This window comes from Geobacter sp. SVR (assembly GCF_016865365.1).
Lineage (GTDB): Bacteria > Desulfobacterota > Desulfuromonadia > Geobacterales > Pseudopelobacteraceae > Pelotalea.
The window spans coordinates 3,567,488-3,584,644 of sequence record NZ_AP024469.1 but is presented as its reverse complement, the minus strand read 5'-3'; the positions used below and the strand labels follow the sequence as shown (position 1 = coordinate 3,584,644).

Genomic DNA, 17,157 nt, shown 5'->3' with positions numbered 1-17,157 from the left:
CCCGAATGCTGGCCGGATTCTATCCATTGCGGCTACCGGAATCTGAGATAGCATTTTATGTAAGCAGCGTGCAGCCCTCCTCAGTTTCTCGCAAAGGGGGAAGTATGAAGCCTGAACCCGGAAACTACACTCCTTCGGAGATTGATTACCTCTGCATCAACACCATCCGCTGTCTGTCGATCGATGCGGTCCAGAAGGCCAACAGCGGTCACCCCGGCATGCCGATGGGGGCGGCCCCCATGGCCTACATCCTCTGGAACCGCTTCCTGCGGCACAATCCCGCCAACCCCGAGTGGTTCAATCGCGACCGGTTCGTCCTTTCGGCTGGTCACGGCTCAATGCTGCTCTACAGTCTGCTCCACCTCACCGGCTACGACCTGCCGCTGGAGGAGATCAAGCGATTCCGGCAGTGGGAAAGCCGGACCCCGGGCCATCCCGAGCGGGGCACAACGCCGGGAGTGGAGGTCAGTACCGGCCCCCTGGGCCAGGGATTCGGCAACGGGGTGGGGATGGCGATTGCCGAGGCGCATCTCGCCGCACGGTACAACCGTCCCGGCTACGATGTGATCGATCACTTCACCTATGGAATCGTCAGCGACGGAGATCTGATGGAGGGGGTGGCGGCCGAAGCTGCCTCACTGGCCGGTCATCTGGGGCTCGGCAAGCTGATCTACTTCTATGACGACAATCGCATCACCCTTGCCGCAGCCACCGACCTGGCCTTCAGCGAGGACTGCGCCCGGCGTTTTGTCGCCTACGGGTGGCATGTGCAGACGGTGACGGACGGCAACGACCTGGCAGCGATCAACGAGGCACTTGGCAATGCCCATGCCGAGACCCGCCAACCCTCCCTCATCATCGTTCGCACCCACATCGGTTTCGGATCGCCCCATAAACAGGACACCTTCGAGGTGCACGGTGCCCCGCTGGGGGATGAGGAGGTGCTTCTCACCAAGAAAAAACTCGGCTGGCCAATTGAACCGCCATTTCTGATTCCGGAAGAGGCGCTGCGCCACTTTCGCCAGGCGCTGGAAAGGGGAAAGGGGGCCGAGTCTGTCTGGAACGCGACCTTTTCCGCCTATACCAGGGAGTATCCCGAACTCGGGCGGGAACTTCATCGTGCAATGGAAGGGGTCCTTCCTATCGGGTGGAACGACGATATTCCCGTTTTCCCGCCCGACGCGAAGGGCATGGCAAGCCGGATCGCCTCCGGGAAAGTAATGAACGCCGTTGCTTCCCGGCTGCCCCTGTTCGTGGGTGGTTCGGCAGATCTCAACCCCTCCACCTACACGGCTCTCAAGGACAGGGGAGATTTTGAATCCCCCGGAATTCAGCCCGTGGACCGGCAGGGCTCTGCAGGGGGAGAGTGGAGTTATGCAGGACGCAATTTCCATTTCGGCGTGCGCGAACATGCCATGGGAGCGGCCCTGAACGGCATGGCGGCTCACGGTGGACTGATACCCTATGGCGCCACCTTCCTGATCTTTTCCGATTACCTGCGCCCTTCGCTGCGGCTGGCGGCACTCATGGGGCTGCATGTCATCTACGCCTTCACCCACGACAGCATCGGCCTGGGAGAAGACGGCCCGACGCATCAGCCGGTGGAGCAGCTGGCAGCGCTCCGGGCTGTGCCCAACCTGCTCGTTCTGCGCCCAGGCGATGCCAACGAGACCTCCGTGGCTTGGCAGATTGCGCTGGAACATAAGGATGGCCCGGTGGCGCTCATCCTTTCGCGCCAGAACATGCCGACCCTTGACCGGAGCCGCTATGCTTCTGCCGAGGGGGTGAGGCGGGGGGCATATGTCATATCCGGTGCGCCGGGAGATAAGGCAGATCTGTTACTGATCGCCACCGGCTCGGAGCTCCACCTGGCAGTGGCTGCGCAGGAACAGCTCGCCCAGCGGGATGTCAGAGTCGGCGTGGTTTCCATGCCGAGCTGGCAGCTCTTCGACCGGCAGCCGCAGGAGTACCGCGACACTGTTCTCCCGCCGCAGGTGACCAAACGGCTGGCCATCGAGGCCGGTTTCCCGCTCGGCTGGCAGCGCTATGTGGGATGCGGCGGTGATGTGCTCGGGGTGGAACGGTTCGGCGCTTCGGCTCCCGGTGAAGTGGTGCTCCGTGAACTGGGTTTTACGGTGGATAACGTCTGCCGGAGAGCGCTGAAACTGCTGGGCCGTGGCATGGAGCAAGCGTGATGCGTATCGGAATCGCCGCGGATCACGCCGGGTTTGCCATGAAAGAGCGTATGGCGGCAGCACTCAGGAGCGAGGGGCACGAGGTGCGTGATTTCGGCGCATTCGTTCCGGATCCTGCGGACGACTTTCCCGATTTCGTCATACCGCTGGCCCGGGTCGTGGCCGGAGGCGAAGTGGAGCGCGGCATCGCCCTGTGCGGCAGCGGTGTCGGGGCAGCCATCGCTGCCAACAAGGTTCCCGGCGTGCGTGCCGCTTTGATCCACGATGATTATTCCGCCCATCAGGGCGTTGAACACGACGACATGAACGTGATCTGCCTGGGGAGCCTGGTGGTCGGGTATGCCCAGGCCTGGGAGCTGGTTCAGGCGTTTCTGGCGGCCCGTTTCAGCGGCGAGGAGCGTCATCGCCGCCGCCTGGCAAAGATCGCGGCTCTGGAAAGCGAGGTAAACGTCATGAAAGAAAACCCCCTCCTGAAGCTGAGAGGTCTGGGCCAGAGCATCTGGCTGGATTACATCAGCCGCGGCATGCTCGTTTCGGGAGAACTCGTCCGGCTGATTGAGGAGGATGGGCTCGGCGGGGTGACCTCCAATCCGGCCATCTTCGAAAAGGCCATTGCCGGAAGCGACGACTACGACGATGCGATCCGTTCCCTTGCACGGCAGGGGAGACGTGCCGGCGAGATCTACGAAGAGCTTGCCGTCGAGGATATCCGCCGCACCGCCGACCTGTTCCGTTCCCTCTACGACCGGTCGGAAGGGGGAGATGGCTTTGTCAGCCTGGAGGTGTCGCCCCACCTGGCCTTCGACTCCGCCGGCACCATTGCGGAGGCGCGGCACCTGTGGCGCACAGTGGAACGGCCGAATGTCCTGATCAAGGTGCCCGGCACGGCAGAGGGGCTCCCCGCCATACGCCAGCTCATCCGTGACGGTATCAACGTCAACGTGACCCTGCTTTTCGGTCTTCCCCGTTACCGGGCGGTAGCCGAAGCCTATATGACGGGGCTCGAAGAACGGGCAGCCGACAAGCTCCCCCTGGATGGCATCACCTCGGTGGCGAGCTTCTTTCTGAGCCGTATCGATGTGCTGCTCGACCCGGTGCTGGAAAAGAAACAACAGGAGGGGGGAGGGGCGGGCGACCTGGCCGCCCTGCTGATCGGAAAGGTCGCTATAGCGAGCGCCAAGAGCGCCTATCAGATCTACCGGGAGCTCCACGGCAGCGAACGGTTCCGCAGCCTAGCCGCCCGGGGGGCACGCTCCCAGCGGGTCCTGTGGGCCAGCACCGGCACCAAGAATCCGAATTACAGCGATATCAAGTATGTCGAAGCGCTGATCGGCGCGGATACGGTGAATACCGTCCCCATGGAAACCCTGCGTGCATATCGCGATCACGGAAACCCCGCATCGCGTCTGGAAGAAGGGCTGGAGGAGGCCCACAAGGTGTTGCAGCGCCTGCCGGAGACGGGGATCGAACTGGATGCGGCCACCCGGCACCTGGAGCAGGAAGGGGTGGAAAAATTCGTCACACCATTCGATACGCTGATACGGACGCTGGAGCAGAAACTGTCAGGAGGTGGCTGATGCAACTGGGCATGATAGGACTCGGGCGCATGGGGGGCAACATGGTGCGCCGCCTGCTTCAAAAGGGGCATGAATGCATCGTTTTCAATCGCACGCCAGAGGCTGTGCAGGCACTGGAACGCGAAGGGGCTGTAGGGGCGCGATCCATCGAGGATATCGTTGCCCGGCTTGCCAGGCCGCGTGCCATCTGGCTCATGGTGCCGGCGGCGGCGACGGATGCGATGATCGGAACGCTCGTGCCGTTGCTGGACCGGGAAGACATCGTCATCGACGGCGGCAACTCATACTACCATGACGATATCCGCCGGGCAGCCGAACTGAAGGACAAAGGCATCCGCTACCTGGACGTCGGGACCAGCGGCGGAGTGTGGGGAGCAGAACGGGGCTACTGTCTGATGATCGGCGGAGAGAAAGAGGCCGTGGAGCGGCTGGACCCGATCTTCGCCGCCCTTGCCCCGGGTGTCGCTGCCGCGCCACGCACGCCGGGCCGTGAGAACAAGGACGGAGGAACGGCCGAACAGGGCTACCTGCACTGCGGACCCAGCGGGGCGGGCCATTTTGTAAAAATGATCCATAACGGGATCGAATACGGCCTGATGGCTGCCTATGCCGAAGGGCTGAACATCCTCCGCCATGCCAACACGGGGAAACATACAGGGGAGGCGGACGCGGAGACCGCGCCGCTGCGCAATCCGGAACAGTATCGGTATGATTTCGATCTGGCCGGGATAACCGAGCTGTGGCGCCGGGGAAGCGTCGTTGCCTCGTGGCTGCTCGACCTTACGGCAACGGCGCTGGCGGGTGATCCCGACCTGGGGGATTTCCAGGGGCGGGTATCCGATTCCGGGGAAGGGCGCTGGACAGCGATCGCCTCCATTGACGAAGGGGTGCCGGCGCACGTACTGACGGCAGCACTTTATGAACGCTTCAGCTCCCGTGGCGCGGCCGATTTTGCCGACCGGCTTCTGTCGGCCATGCGATTCGGCTTCGGCGGCCATCGGGAGAAAGGGGCATAACGGGCGGAGCGGTAACCTGTCAGCTCCATAGCTCCGTTGAAAGGTGCCATGCTCATGGATATCAAATCCGAATCGATCGTGATGGTCATTTTCGGCGCAGGAGGGGATCTGACCTGGCGGAAGCTGATTCCCGCGCTCTACAATCTCTTTCTCGATCAGCGTCTTCCGCGGCAGTTCACCGTTATCGGCATTGGTCACCACCGTTTCAACGAGGAGGACTATCACCGGCACCTGAAAGAAGGTGTCGACAGCTCCTCCCGGCGCGGTAAACCGGATGAGCGGATCTGGCAGGAATTCGTCTCCCATATTTCTTTCATCAGCGGAGAATTCAGCGACCCTGAAATGGGCGCAGTGCTCAAGAGGCGGCTGGAGGAGATTGACCGGGGGGGACGGGCCGCTTCCCACAGGATTTTCTACCTTGCCATTCCGCCGTCTCAGATAGATGCCGTTGCCCGCCAGTTGGAGCAACTCGGGCTGTGCACGGATTGTGAACGTGAACGGCTGGTGGTGGAAAAACCCTTTGGCCGCGACCTGAAAACGGCCCGCGAGCTCGATCGCCTGCTCACCGGCATGTTCGCGGAGTCGCAGATCTACCGGATCGACCATTACCTGGGAAAAGAGACGGTGCAGAATATCCTGGCCTTCCGCTTTGCCAACGCGCTGTTCGAGCCCATCTGGAACCGGCGCTATATCGACCATGTCCAGATTACGGTGGCGGAAACGGTGGGTGTGGAACATCGTGGCGGCTACTACGACCGTGCCGGCGCCTTGCGGGACATGATGCAGAACCATCTCCTCCAGATCTTGTGTCTGATTGCCATGGAACCGCCGGTCTCCTTCGATGCCAACGAGGTGCGTAACAAGAAGGTCGATGTGCTGCGCGCCATCAGCCCGATACTGCCGGAGAAGGTCCACCATGTGGCAGTGCGCGGCCAGTACGGCGCCGGCTCGATTTGCGGCAAGCCGGCATCGGCCTATCGCGATGAGCCGAATGTTGCCCCTGATTCCCCTACCGAAACCTTTGCCGCTCTCAAGCTGTATGTGGACAACTGGCGTTGGCAGGGGGTCCCGTTTTATCTCCGGACGGGAAAATGCCTGCGTGCCAAGGTATCCGAAGTCGTGATCCTCTTCCGCCCGGCCCCTCACCATCCTTTTCCGTCGACAGCAGCGGAAAGCTGGCAACCCAACCGGCTGGTAATCCGCATTCAGCCCGAAGAGGGCATTGTCTCGCGGATACAGGCCAAGCAACCGGGCACGCGCATGCTGCTAGGCCCGGTGGATATGCAGTTTCTCTACCGGGATGCGTTCAAGGCATCACCTCCCGAAGCGTACGAAACGCTCCTGCTCGACATCATGCGCGGCGACGCGACGCTGTTCATGCGGGCCGACCAGGTCGAAAGCGCCTGGTCCGTGCTTACTCCGATTCTCGATGTCTGGGACTCGGTGCCTCCGGCTGATTTTCCCAATTATCCGGCCGGGGAATGGGGGCCTGAAACCGCTGATATGCTGATTGCCCAGGATGGGCACAGCTGGCTTAAGCCCGATGTCAGGCCGGAAGAGCCGGAAGAGGAAGCGTCTTGATCAGGGTATGCGCCGACCTGGAATCCTTGAGCGCCGTGGCCGCCGGACTTGTGGCGGAAGAGGCGCGCCGGGCGGTGCGGGAAAAGGGGCGATTCACTGTTGCCCTTGCAGGAGGAGGCACGCCGCGCCGTACCTATGAACTGCTCGCCCAACCGCCGTTCCGGGACGCGTTTCCCTGGAACCAGACGCACATTTTCTGGGGAGACGAACGCTGCGTAGCTGCAATCGACCCGCGCAACAATGCCCGCATGGCCCGCGAAGCGCTGCTGGATCATGTTCCCATTCCCCCGGATCACGTCCATGCCATGGTCTGCGACCAGTCTCCAGCAGATTCCGCCCGCAAATACGAAGCACTTCTGCGGGAGTTTTTTGAGGGCGGTCCGCCTCGATTCGACCTGATCCTGCTGGGGTTGGGAGAAGACGGACATACCGCTTCCCTCTTTCCGGGAAGCCCTGTCCTGGGCGAACGGCAGCGCTGGGTGGCCGAGGTCCCTGCGGCAGAGCAGGGGCTGCACCGGCTGACTCTTACCGCTCAGGTCATCAATCAAGCCGATCTGGTCATTTTCCTGGTGTCGGGCAGCAGCAAGGCCCGGGCACTGCGGGAAGTGCTGGAGGAAACACCCCAGCCTGACCGGATTCCTGCCCGCCTGATTCGACCGAGCGGCCGGCTCCTGTGGCTGGTGGATCGCGAGGCGGCGAAAGGGCTGCAGGCACTGCAGAGAGAGGCGAAATAGTCCATGACCGATCCGAGACCATCAACAGTGGCGCTTCCCGGTGAGCAGCCGGACCGGATGTTTCCCCAGCTGACAGTGGAGCAGGTGGCGCGTATCGCTTTGCATGGGCAGACGCTGCGCGTTCCAGCCGGGAAGGTGCTGCTGGAACCGGGCGAGGAATACACGCGCTTTTTTGTCGTCAAGACCGGTCAGATCGACATCGTGCGGGTATCGGGCGAGGTCCAGGAAGTGGTGGCCATCTGCCGGGCCGGGCAGTTTACGGGGGAATTGGGCCTGCTTGCGGGACGTCGCGCATTTTTGCGGCTTCGTGCAAGCGAGCCTTCCGAAATCATTCAGCTGGACCGCACTCACCTGCTGGCACTTGTGCAGGCTGACAGCGAGTTGAGCGAAATAGTGATGAGGGCCTTTATCCTGCGCCGGGTGGAGCTGATTGCGCGAGGTTTCGGAGACGTCGTACTGGTCGGATCGAGCCATTCTGCCGGAACGCTGCGGCTCCGGGAGTTCCTCACGCGTAATGGTCATCCCTATGCATCGGTCGATGTGGAGCGTGACCCGGATGTCCAGGCGTTGCTCGACCGGTTTCAGGTCATCGTTGAGGAGGTGCCGGTCGTGATCTGTTACGGGCGGCACGTCCTGCGAAATCCGACGAATCAGCAACTGGCGGACTGCCTGGGCTTCAACGATGCCATCGGCCGGACGCAAATTCGTGACGTGGTTATTGTGGGTGCCGGGCCGGCCGGGTTGGCCGCGGCTGTGTACGCGGCATCGGAAGGACTCGATGTGCTGGTGCTGGAAACCGATGCACCGGGAGGGCAGGCGGGCTCAAGCTCGAGAATCGAGAACTATCTCGGCTTTCCCAACGGCATCTCCGGTCAGGAACTGGCGGGGCGTGCCTACACGCAGGCACAGAAGTTCGGCGCCGAGGTGCTCATCGCCAGATCAGCGATACGGCTCAACTGTGACAAAAAGCCGTACTCCATAGAAATAGACGATGGTTCGCGGATACAGGCGCGCGCCGTGATCATCGCGTCCGGTGCCCAATACCGGCGGCTGGCCCTTGAGTACCTGTCACGGTTCGAAGGGGCAGGCATTTATTATGGCGCGACGTTCATCGAGGCGCGGATATGCAACGGTGAGAACGTTGTCGTGGTGGGGGGTGGCAATTCCGCGGGGCAGGCGGCGGTATTCCTTTCGCGGTTCGTCAAGAACGTGCACGTTTTGATCCGGTCGGGTGGCTTGGCAGAGACGATGTCGCGCTATCTCATACGGCGCATCGAAGAAAGTCCCTCGATCGTACTGCGGACGCACACGGAGATCGCCGCGCTTGAGGGAGAGGATCATCTTGAGCGCGTTCGCTGGCGCGACAATCAATCGGGGGAGACCGAGGTCCACGATATCCGCCATGTCTTCGTGATGACCGGCGCCGATCCGAACACCGCGTGGCTAGAGGGATGCATCGCTCTCGACGACAAGGCGTTCATAAAGACCGGGCCTGATCTGTCGCACGGCGACTTGACCGGTGCGCAGTGGCCCTTTACCAGGGCTCCGTATTTCCTGGAGACGAGCATACCGGCCGTGTTCGCGACCGGCGACGTCAGGGCCGGCAATCCCAAGCGGGTAGCATCGGCAGTGGGGGAGGGGGCCAACGCCGTCCTGTTCGTCCATCGGGTATTGAGCGAGTAAGGAGACTCGATTCGAGCTGGTGTTCGACAAGAAGGGGAACAACATTAAGTACCCTCACCACCGCCGGGCCGCGAGCGGGAGGTTCCCATAGGGGTGAACGTGCCATTCATTGTTCACCGTACGTAAGCGACTAGATAGCCAATGAGCAAGGTAAAGAAAAGGACTTCAAGGAGGACTTACATGACTACACCCGTTGTTTTAATTACTGGCGCACTGTCAGGTATCGGACGTGCCACAGCGCTCGCGTTCGCGAACGAAGGCAGACGGCGCATCGTTATTTCCGGCCGAAGAGAAGAAGAAGGCGACAGACTGGTTGCTGAGATTCGCAAGTCGGATGTTGAGGCTATATTCCTGCGTTGCGATGTGCGGAAGGAGGATGAGGTACGCGCCCTGGTCGATCAGGTTGTCGCGCGCTTTGGCCGTCTGGATACTGCTGTCAATTGTGCTGGAACCGAAGGCACACCTGGCCCGGTGACGGAACAGACCGCAGAAAGTTACGCCGCGACCTTCGACACAAACGTCCTGGGTACACTGCTCTGCATGAAGCACGAAATGCGCTTGATGCTTGCCCAGGGAAACGGCAGCATCGTCAACGTGTCGTCCGTTGTCGGCCATATTGGTGCTGCTGGCGCATCCGTATACACGGCGAGCAAGCATGCGGTCGAAGGATTGACAAAGTCGGCCGCACTCGAGGCCGCCGCATCAGGGGTACGCGTTAACGCTGTCGCTCCTGGTCCAATCGAGACAGGGATGCTGGACCGGTTCACCGGCACACAAGAGAGGAAGGCCGCCTTGACCGAGACCGTACCGCTCGGACGTACCGGGAGGCCCGAAGAGGTCGCCCAGATCATTGTGTTCCTCTCATCCGACAAGGCATCGTTCATCACTGGTGGGTCTTATCTGGTCGACGGCGGAATGACTGCCGTTTGATGGTGGATGACAAGATGCAGGAAACGGGCGTGCCGCTTCTCGGCGCTGGCCCCCAGGGCATCGTCTGCCTTTACGGCGCGCTCTGCGAGAGCGCCACCACGCTGCCGGTACCGGACATGTACTCAAGAGACCGCTCGCCGCCGCGGCGCTCGCGACAGCGGCCATGAAGGGCTTGGCTATTTCGAGCATGGCCGCTAGACACGGGAGGTATGCATGGACATGAAGTCTGAAGAAAGCAAAGCATTTGTTCTGAAGGCATTCGATACGCTCTTCAACAAGCGTAATTACGTGAAAGCGGCGGAGTTCTGGTCAGAAACGTATATTCAACACAGTGCCCACATAGAGCCTGGACGAGACGGTTTGTTCAACCTCATCCGCAGCCTGCCGGACACGCTGCGTTATGAGAACGCACGCATCCTGGCAGAGGGGGACTATGTGATGCTGCACGGGCGGTTTAGTGGGCACGGCCGGCCCCGGGCATGGATTGCTGCCGACATCGTGAGGCTGGAAGGCGGACGCTTGGCAGAGCATTGGGATGTACTGCAGGACGAAGCCACCAAGGACGAATCAAAAAGCGGTCTGCCGATGTTTGGCACTTCGTTCGCTGAACCGGTTGAGGAATCAAGATTGAAAACAAGAAACATATCGACCTTGCTGCCCCGCAATCTTCACGACGTCTTCGGTGAAAACGACCCCGTGCGTCGGCGCGCGGCCATTGACGAGATCTTCACCGACGATTGCATGTTCTGCGATCCCATGGGAGGCGTTTACCGAGGCCGCGGCGAGATCGATCGCGTCGCGGGCGCGATCAGGGCTACTCACCGCGAACGACTCGGAGGTGCCGGATGAATGATTCCAGACAGTATGACGCCATTGTCATCGGTTCCGGCCAGGCGGGGACGCCGCTCTGCCAGGCGCTAGCCAACGCGGGGCTGCGAACGGCCCTGGTGGAGCGGGAGCACATCGGCGGAACCTGCGTCAATGAAGGGTGTACGCCGAGCAAGACCATGATCGCCAGCGGCCGTGTCGCCTATCTGGCGCGCCGTGCCGGAGATTACGGCGTCAAGACCGGGGCTGTGGAGGTCGACATGGCCCGTGTGCGGGAGCGCAAGCGGGACATCGTCGACAGTTTCCGAAGCGGGAACCAAAAGCGCATCGAGAACACTCCCGGCCTGGACCTGATCGAGGGGGAGGCCGCCTTTGCCGGGCCGAGGGAGATCCTGGTCTCCACCGGAGCGGGGCAGACAGTGACCCTTGCGGCGCCGCGGATATTCATCAACGCCGGGTGCCGCCCTTCAGTTCCCAATATCCCGGGGTTGCGGGAGGTCCCCTTTCTGGACAGCACCTCCATCATGGAACTCGATGCCACTCCGCAGCACCTGCTGGTCTTGGGGGGCGGATACGTGGGGCTGGAGTTCGGGCAGCTTTTCCGGCGCCTCGGCAGCGAAGTCACCATCATCCATTCCGGAAAACAACTGCTGGCACGCGAAGATCCGGATGTGGCCGAAGAGGTGCAGGCAATCCTGCAGGAAGACGGAGTCACGATAGTCCTGAACGCCGAGGTGACGGACATCGAATCCCATCCCCCGCGGATCGCTCTGACGCTCCGCTCAGGAGAACACCTGGAGGGGTCACATCTGTTGGTGGCTACCGGACGGGTGCCGAACAGCGACCGGCTGAACCTCTCCGCAGCCGGTATTGCCACGGACCCGCACGGCTTCATCCGCGTCAACGAGACGCTGGAGACCAGCGTACAGGGGATTTACGCCCTTGGCGACATCAAAGGGGGGCCGGCCTTCACCCACATTTCCTATGACGATTTCCGCGTGATTCGCCGGCTTCTCCTGGAGGAGGGGAAAGCCACCATTTCCGGGCGACTGGTGCCCTACACCGTGTTCATCGATCCGCAGCTCGGCCGCGTCGGTCTCAGCGAAGCGGAGGCACGGGCCCAGGGGCGCCGGATCAGTGTGGCCAAGATGCCGATGGCGCAGGTGGCCCGCGCATTGGAAACGGATGAAACCAGAGGATTTTTAAAGGCGGTGATTGACGCGGAGAACGGCCAGATTCTCGGTGCAGCGGTTCTTGGGATCGAAGGGGGAGAACTCATCGCCCAGCTGCAGATAGCCATGATGGGCCGGCTGCCGTACACCGCGCTGCGCGACGCCGTGTTCACCCATCCGAACCTGGCCGAAGCGCTGAATACCCTGTTCGATTACCTCAAGGAGTCATGACGGCTGCAGGAGGAAAACAGGAATAGGTGAACGCCCTCTTCTGTTTTGCTATGCAAGTATGGGGTCCATTTAAGATTTAAAAGTTAAATCGACCCAGGTTTCTATCCTCGAGACTGAATGGTCTTGAACCTAAATTCCTTTTGATTCATATTCCCGTCATGCGTGCCATCCTCATCTCCCCCTATTCTCGCGGACCTGTCCGCGGCAACATCACTACGGTCAACCGAATCGGGCACCACCTTCAACGGGCCGGCGCCGAGATTGCGATTCTTCCTCTGGATGCGGTGTCGCCAGAGGAAATTGAAGCGCAGGCGCTCTCGTTCATGCCGGACATCGTACATGCCTTTCACATCCGCTATTGCGGTGAACGGGCGGCAGACCTGGCAGAACGGCTGAAAAGGCCACTGGTAATCACGGTCACCGGAAGCGACATATACGATGATGCGCTGCGTGGCCATCTGTCGACCACCCGGGCACTGGCGCGGGCAGATTCGATTGTCTGCTTCAGCGTGACGGAGGCGGAGCAGGTTGCAGCGCATTTTCCCGGCGTTGCGCGACGCTGTGCAATTATTCCCCAGGGTGTTGAATGCCGGGCCGAGTCCATCTGCAGCGCGTGCCGTCCGGACGACAAACCGTTTGTACTGCTTCCGGCTGCGCTGCGGCCGGTCAAGAACATCGAAAGTGCTATCCGCGCCACAGAGGGAATACGAATGAACGGTTCGCCCCTGCGGCTCCTCATAGCCGGCGGAGTGATCGACCGCGCATATGCCGCGACGATCTTCGATCTGATCTCCCGGTCCAGCTGGGTGCGCTGGCTGGGGGAAGTGCCATACCATGAGATGGGAGCTCTATACCGGGAGGCCGGAGTTGTCCTCAACACGTCGCTCTACGAAGGAATGCCGAACTGCCTGATGGAGGCCATGGCTCTGGGAAGACCGGTGCTGGCTGTAGACATACCCGGCAACCGTTCGCTGATACGCCACGGCGAAACCGGCTGGCTGTATGCTGGCGAAGAGGGGTTACGCGACAGATTGGTCGAGATTCTCGGCGACCGCGCCCTTCGGATCGTAATTGGAACCAATGCCGAGCGATACATCCGCGAGAATCACGATCCGGTACGAGAGGCCGAAGCCTACCTGAATCTGTACCGTTCGCTGGCATGATCGGGGGCGCCGCCGACTGACGGCGGCAATGCGAAGGATCGGTTCTTGTGCTTGGAGGAGGGCCGGCGTATGAGAGCCGGGGACAGGATGGTCGGGAACGGAGGGCGAGCACGGCAGCGCTCGGCCGGACCGTGAGCCCGTTATTCAACCCGGCCCAGCATCACGCCGGCAGCGAGGGAACAGAGCACGATCAGGCAGAACAGGGTGAAAAGCCAATCCTTTTCCCGGTAGAAGACCAGCCCGGAAACCAGTACCCGCATGATCGGTGTCCCCAGGAGCACGACCAGGCCGGCGGTGATGAGCCGCGGCGCAAAGTCCGCGCCTGTCAGCAGCATGGCTGCAATCCCGGTGGCCAGCAGCACGGCGGCGATGATGGAGCCGGTGCGCAGCAGGCGGGCCAGAATCATTTCTATCGGCATAACTCCATTATTTTCCTGGTGTTCGACGTTCATCAGTGGCTGATCCCCTTGTACATCATGAGAATGGCTGTGTAAATTATCAACGGGATGAAGAGCTTGCGGATGGTGGTCGTGTTCATCCTGACCATCAGCCGTGCCCCCACCAGCGCGCCCAGCAATACCCCCAACACCACCGGTCCTGCAATCAGCGGTTTCACATCGCCCCGGGCGAAATAGACCACCGCGCCGGAAGCAGCGGTTACCCCGATCATGAAGTTTGAGGTGGCGGTCGAAACCTTGAAGGGCATGCGCATCACCTGATCCATTGCAGGTACCTTGAAAATGCCGGCACCGATACCGAGAATGCCTGCCGCGGCTCCTGAAAAATACATGATGATCAGGCCGGGAATGCACCTGGTCACCTGATAGCCCACCCGGGTGTTGAGCGCCTGGTCGTGGTAGGAACCGCCGAGGCGCAGTCGTTTCGATACCCTGTCGGGCTGTACATCGCCCGGCAGTTCCGCCTTGCGGGTTTTGAACATGTTGTAGCCGGAATAGGCCAGCAGCAGGCCAAACATCATGAACAGCAGGCGCTGGTTGAGGTAGCCGGCTACCAGAGCCCCGCTCAGCGCCCCGGTGGCTGTCCCCATTTCCAGCCACATGGCTACCCGTACGTTGGACAGCCGGTCGTGCAGGTAGGCCACTGCCGCGCCGGTCGAAGTGGCAATGATGGAAACTGTCGAGGCCGCCACGGCCGTGCGCATCGGTACGCCGAACAGCAGGGTCAGGGCTGGCACGATGATGATCCCACCCCCCAGTCCCAGGATCGAGCCGACAATGCCGGCCGATATGGCGATTAAAAATATCTCCAGTGTGGTCGTAATCATGCTTGCGATCTGCCTCTCTTCAGCTCCACTTCGTATTCGTAACGATCGGAGCGATATAGTGTCCTGAACCATACGAGCGGGCGGTCTGCGGCGCCAAGGATCACCCTGCTGACACGCAATACCGCCTCTCCTGCCCGGATGCCCAGCAGGCGGGCCTCCTCCGGGCCGGCGCTCGTGGCGCCGATCCGCTGGCTGCCTCGCAGGGGGAATATACCGTGGTTGGTCAGCAACAGCGCCATACCGTGCTGTTTCAGGACGTTCTCGTTCAGCTCTATTTCCAGGTCACAGGGCAGCCAGATGGTCGAGAGCATGAGCGGTTGCTGTTCGACGGTAACGATCCGGTACAGATACCACCCGTCAGCACCCGGATCACGCTGAAGAGCCTCCGCCACCTCGGCGGTCATCGGGCGGATCTCCAGCGCCAGCACCTCGACCTGGAGATCGAGTCCGCGCAATTGCAGCTCTTCCAGATGTCCCGTCAGATTGGCAAGCGATTCGGTTATGGGCCGATCCTGCAAACCAGCCACAAAGGTCCCCCGGCCATGTTTCCGGTAAAGCAGCCCGGCAGCCACGAGATTTGCCAGGGCTTGGCGGATCGTGATCCTGCTGACCCCATACTGCTCGATCAGCAGCCTCTCGGGGGGGATCGCTTCTCCGGCCTTCCATGTGCCGTTCTCGATGATCTCCCTGAGGTGATTCTCGATCTGGTGGTAAAGCGGCATTCGGCTTTCTGGATCCAGCACAGGCTTATTTCCTCTTAGGGCTAAAGGTTATGATGTCATAACAACATAGCATCGACGTCTAATGAGGACAAGTCCTAAATACGGACGCCAGCATCCTGGTTTGAATGTACTGTTTTCAGGGCTGATGCTGCTACATTGAGCAGCTTCGGTTCAGTATGGCAAGAACGGAGGCGATGCCAGGGAGTGCGATATGGATGAGGGCATGTGTGTCAGGTGAATGCAGAGTGCGCACAGCAGGGATGATGGATCCTGCCGGATCTATCCCTTCAACTGGTGAGCCTCGGTAAAGTAGTGCCGGTATCCCTGCAGGAGAAGCATAAACGAAGTGATGGCCACCGCACCGGTGATGGCACACATGATGGCGATCTGATAGCGGACCGCGACAATCGGCTCCGTTCCCGAGAGGATCTGGCCGGTCATCATGCCCGGCAGGGCCACGATACCGGTGGCAGCCATGGTGTTCATGGTCGGGATCAGGGAGGCGGCGTACGCAGCGCGTACTGCCGGTTCGGCAGCCTGCCGCGTGGTCGCTCCCAGGCAGAGGGCCGTTTCAATCTCCTCCCGGCGCTCATACATTTCCGATGTCAGCCGCTCGGCCGCCAGGCTGGCGCCGTTCATGGCATTGCCAATGATCATGCCGGCCAGCGGGATCAGGTAGCGCGGATCGAACCAGGGGGTGTACCCGACGACCAGCGAGCAGAAATAGAAGGTCACCCCGCCACATCCGATGATGATGGAGGAGCCCGCCACCCGGTAGAAATGCGGCATCCGCTTCTTTATGCGGGTGCCGGCAACCTGAAGTGAGAAGCCGGTCATGGCCAGAAGCATCAGAACGACTGGCAGGGGAGAACGTACGGTAAATACCACATGAAGCAGATACCCCACCGCCAGCAACTGGAGGACCATGCGGATTGATGCCCAAAGGAGTTGTTTTTCCTGACCAATCTTGCGCAGGCGAGTCAAGGCTATCGATAACAGGATCAGTCCGTAGGCGCAGGAGAGCTGCAGCAGGTCCATGGGGACAACGTGATTATTTTCCATGCTGGGGGTTCTCCTTCCATACCGGTTCGGCCAGAAAGCGGCGGAATGCTTCCGTCTTAGGCTGCCTCCACAGCTCGGCAGCGTTGCCCGCTTCGACAATCCGCCCCTGTTCGAGGTATATCAGGTGGTATGCGGTATGTTCGGCCAGGCGGAGGTCATGGGTTACCATGATAATGGCCAGCTCTTCGGAACGGCAGACGTCATGCAGGGTCGCCGCCAAATGATCGGCAGTGGGGCGGTCCAGGGCGCTTGTGGGTTCGTCCAGCAGCAATACCTCCGGATAGCCGATCAGTGCCCGAGCCAGGTTGACCCGCTGTTGCTCGCCGCCGGAAAGGGAACGGGCATCCCGCTCCAGCAATTTTGGCGAGAGCTTGGCAAGGCTGAGGACGCGCTCGACTTTCTCGCTCGTACCATGCGGGGGAATCTCCCTGCGATAGAGAAAGGGGCGCTGCAGATTGTCCAGAACGGTCCCTTCGAACATGAACGGCTTTTGCAGTACCATGGCGACCCGTCGACGCAGAGAGAGCGGATCCATGGCCGTGATACTTTCTCCGTTCAATGAAATGGTGCCGGAAGAAGGCTCATCAAGGCGGTTGATCAGCCGGATCAGGGTACTTTTCCCACTCCCCGACGGGCCTACTATCGTGGTTATTTCCCCGGCAAGGGCGTCGAATGATATGTCATGGAGGATAGTGGTATCCTGCCCCTTGCTCTTCCTGACAACGCCCACCCTTTCGAGTGTGACTCTTGTCCCGCTTTGAGTCTTGTCGCCATATCCCATTGATCCATTCCTCTGCTGCCCAGCCATGCTGATACTATACCCGATACATACCGACGAAAGATGATATTCATTAAGTTTGACGACATACTACCATAGGGAAGTGCTTTGGATGGCATGAAATGTCCCGATGTTACGGACCCGATTCTGTTTGGTGACATGGCTGAATACAAGATAAAAAAGCTTTTATATGTCACATT

Annotated in this window: 14 protein-coding genes and 2 pseudogenes; 11 read left to right on the top strand and 5 right to left on the bottom strand. The window is 60.8% G+C overall.

Features of this window, described 5'->3' with window-relative positions; genetic code table 11:
- Nucleotides 1-104: 104 nt before the first annotated feature.
- The 11 genes and pseudogenes from tkt (at nt 105) to GSVR_RS16610 (ending at nt 13,110) form a co-directional block, all read left to right on the top strand.
- On the top strand, nt 105-2,195 hold the full coding sequence (gene tkt / locus GSVR_RS16660) for a transketolase (protein WP_173198654.1): 2,091 nt from the start codon (nt 105-107) through the stop codon (nt 2,193-2,195).
- A complete protein-coding gene (tal, locus tag GSVR_RS16650; protein ID WP_239077362.1) occupies nt 2,195-3,772 on the top strand; it encodes a transaldolase in 1,578 nt (525 codons plus the stop codon). Before tkt ends, tal begins: the two co-directional genes overlap by 1 nt.
- Nucleotides 3,772-4,788, top strand: a complete 1,017-nt coding sequence (gene gnd, locus GSVR_RS16645; RefSeq protein ID WP_173198652.1) for a phosphogluconate dehydrogenase (NAD(+)-dependent, decarboxylating) — start codon at nt 3,772-3,774, stop codon at nt 4,786-4,788. Before tal ends, gnd begins: the two co-directional genes overlap by 1 nt.
- A gap of 48 nt (nt 4,789-4,836) precedes the next feature.
- The gene (gene zwf, locus GSVR_RS16640) at nt 4,837-6,369 is read left to right on the top strand and encodes a glucose-6-phosphate dehydrogenase (RefSeq protein WP_173198650.1); all 1,533 of its coding nucleotides are present in this window, start codon (nt 4,837-4,839) and stop codon (nt 6,367-6,369) included.
- Nucleotides 6,366-7,103 carry a 6-phosphogluconolactonase gene (gene pgl, locus GSVR_RS16635; protein ID WP_173198647.1) on the top strand — a complete coding sequence of 246 codons (738 nt, stop codon included), beginning with the start codon at nt 6,366-6,368 and terminating at the stop codon, nt 7,101-7,103. Before zwf ends, pgl begins: the two co-directional genes overlap by 4 nt.
- Nucleotides 7,104-7,106: 3 nt before the next feature.
- Entirely contained in the window at nt 7,107-8,786 is a 1,680-nt protein-coding gene (locus tag GSVR_RS22255) for an FAD-dependent oxidoreductase (protein ID WP_173198645.1), read from the top strand.
- A 180-nt stretch (nt 8,787-8,966) separates the two neighbouring features.
- Entirely contained in the window at nt 8,967-9,716 is a 750-nt protein-coding gene (locus tag GSVR_RS16625; RefSeq protein WP_173198643.1) for an SDR family NAD(P)-dependent oxidoreductase, read from the top strand.
- A 213-nt stretch (nt 9,717-9,929) separates the two neighbouring features.
- Nucleotides 9,930-10,319: pseudogene (locus GSVR_RS22445) on the top strand (nuclear transport factor 2 family protein); the annotation flags it as partial.
- Nucleotides 10,302-10,538, top strand: a pseudogene (locus GSVR_RS22440) (hypothetical protein); the annotation flags it as partial. The pseudogenes GSVR_RS22445 and GSVR_RS22440, both read left to right, overlap by 18 nt.
- A 23-nt stretch (nt 10,539-10,561) precedes the next feature.
- Nucleotides 10,562-11,947: a mercuric reductase gene (locus GSVR_RS16615; RefSeq protein WP_173198641.1), complete on the top strand. Its 1,386-nt coding sequence runs from the start codon at nt 10,562-10,564 to the stop codon at nt 11,945-11,947.
- A gap of 158 nt (nt 11,948-12,105) precedes the next feature.
- Complete coding sequence (locus GSVR_RS16610) at nt 12,106-13,110, top strand: glycosyltransferase (RefSeq protein WP_173198639.1); 1,005 nt, start codon at nt 12,106-12,108, stop codon at nt 13,108-13,110.
- Nucleotides 13,111-13,250: 140 nt separating this feature from the next.
- Here the strand turns inward: GSVR_RS16610 and GSVR_RS16605 are convergent, their stop codons facing one another.
- From GSVR_RS16605 to GSVR_RS16585, 5 genes are all read right to left on the bottom strand, one after another.
- Nucleotides 13,251-13,562: a DUF1634 domain-containing protein gene (locus GSVR_RS16605; protein ID WP_173198637.1), complete on the bottom strand. Its 312-nt coding sequence runs from the start codon at nt 13,560-13,562 to the stop codon at nt 13,251-13,253.
- Complete coding sequence (locus GSVR_RS16600) at nt 13,562-14,395, bottom strand: sulfite exporter TauE/SafE family protein (RefSeq protein ID WP_173198635.1); 834 nt, start codon at nt 14,393-14,395, stop codon at nt 13,562-13,564. The genes GSVR_RS16605 and GSVR_RS16600 overlap by 1 nt, the downstream gene beginning before the upstream one ends.
- Nucleotides 14,392-15,138 carry a GntR family transcriptional regulator gene (locus GSVR_RS16595; protein WP_173198633.1) on the bottom strand — a complete coding sequence of 249 codons (747 nt, stop codon included), beginning with the start codon at nt 15,136-15,138 and terminating at the stop codon, nt 14,392-14,394. Before GSVR_RS16595 ends, GSVR_RS16600 begins: the two co-directional genes overlap by 4 nt.
- 258 nt (nt 15,139-15,396) lie before the next feature.
- The gene (fetB, locus tag GSVR_RS16590) at nt 15,397-16,179 is read right to left on the bottom strand and encodes an iron export ABC transporter permease subunit FetB (RefSeq protein WP_173198631.1); all 783 of its coding nucleotides are present in this window, start codon (nt 16,177-16,179) and stop codon (nt 15,397-15,399) included.
- Nucleotides 16,169-16,960, bottom strand: coding sequence for an ATP-binding cassette domain-containing protein (locus GSVR_RS16585; RefSeq protein WP_173198629.1), 792 nt, complete (start codon nt 16,958-16,960; stop codon nt 16,169-16,171). The genes fetB and GSVR_RS16585 overlap by 11 nt, the downstream gene beginning before the upstream one ends.
- Between the last annotated feature and the right edge of the window lie 197 nt (nt 16,961-17,157).

What these genes read in the sequence shown, in the direction of transcription:
- tkt (WP_173198654.1), top strand. Translation starts at nt 105, where the DNA reads ATGAAGCCTGAACCCGGAAACTACACTCCTTCGGAGATTGATTACCTC.
- tal (WP_239077362.1), top strand. Translation starts at nt 2,195, where the DNA reads ATGCGTATCGGAATCGCCGCGGATCACGCCGGGTTTGCCATGAAAGAG.
- gnd (WP_173198652.1), top strand. Translation starts at nt 3,772, where the DNA reads ATGCAACTGGGCATGATAGGACTCGGGCGCATGGGGGGCAACATGGTG.
- zwf (WP_173198650.1), top strand. Translation starts at nt 4,837, where the DNA reads ATGCTCATGGATATCAAATCCGAATCGATCGTGATGGTCATTTTCGGC.
- GSVR_RS22255 (WP_173198645.1), top strand. Translation starts at nt 7,107, where the DNA reads ATGACCGATCCGAGACCATCAACAGTGGCGCTTCCCGGTGAGCAGCCG.
- GSVR_RS16625 (WP_173198643.1), top strand. Translation starts at nt 8,967, where the DNA reads ATGACTACACCCGTTGTTTTAATTACTGGCGCACTGTCAGGTATCGGA.
- GSVR_RS16615 (WP_173198641.1), top strand. Translation starts at nt 10,562, where the DNA reads ATGAATGATTCCAGACAGTATGACGCCATTGTCATCGGTTCCGGCCAG.
- GSVR_RS16610 (WP_173198639.1), top strand. Translation starts at nt 12,106, where the DNA reads ATGCGTGCCATCCTCATCTCCCCCTATTCTCGCGGACCTGTCCGCGGC.
- GSVR_RS16605 (WP_173198637.1), bottom strand. Translation starts at nt 13,562, where the DNA reads ATGAACGTCGAACACCAGGAAAATAATGGAGTTATGCCGATAGAAATG.
- GSVR_RS16600 (WP_173198635.1), bottom strand. Translation starts at nt 14,395, where the DNA reads ATGATTACGACCACACTGGAGATATTTTTAATCGCCATATCGGCCGGC.
- fetB (WP_173198631.1), bottom strand. Translation starts at nt 16,179, where the DNA reads ATGGAAAATAATCACGTTGTCCCCATGGACCTGCTGCAGCTCTCCTGC.
- GSVR_RS16585 (WP_173198629.1), bottom strand. Translation starts at nt 16,960, where the DNA reads ATGGGATATGGCGACAAGACTCAAAGCGGGACAAGAGTCACACTCGAA.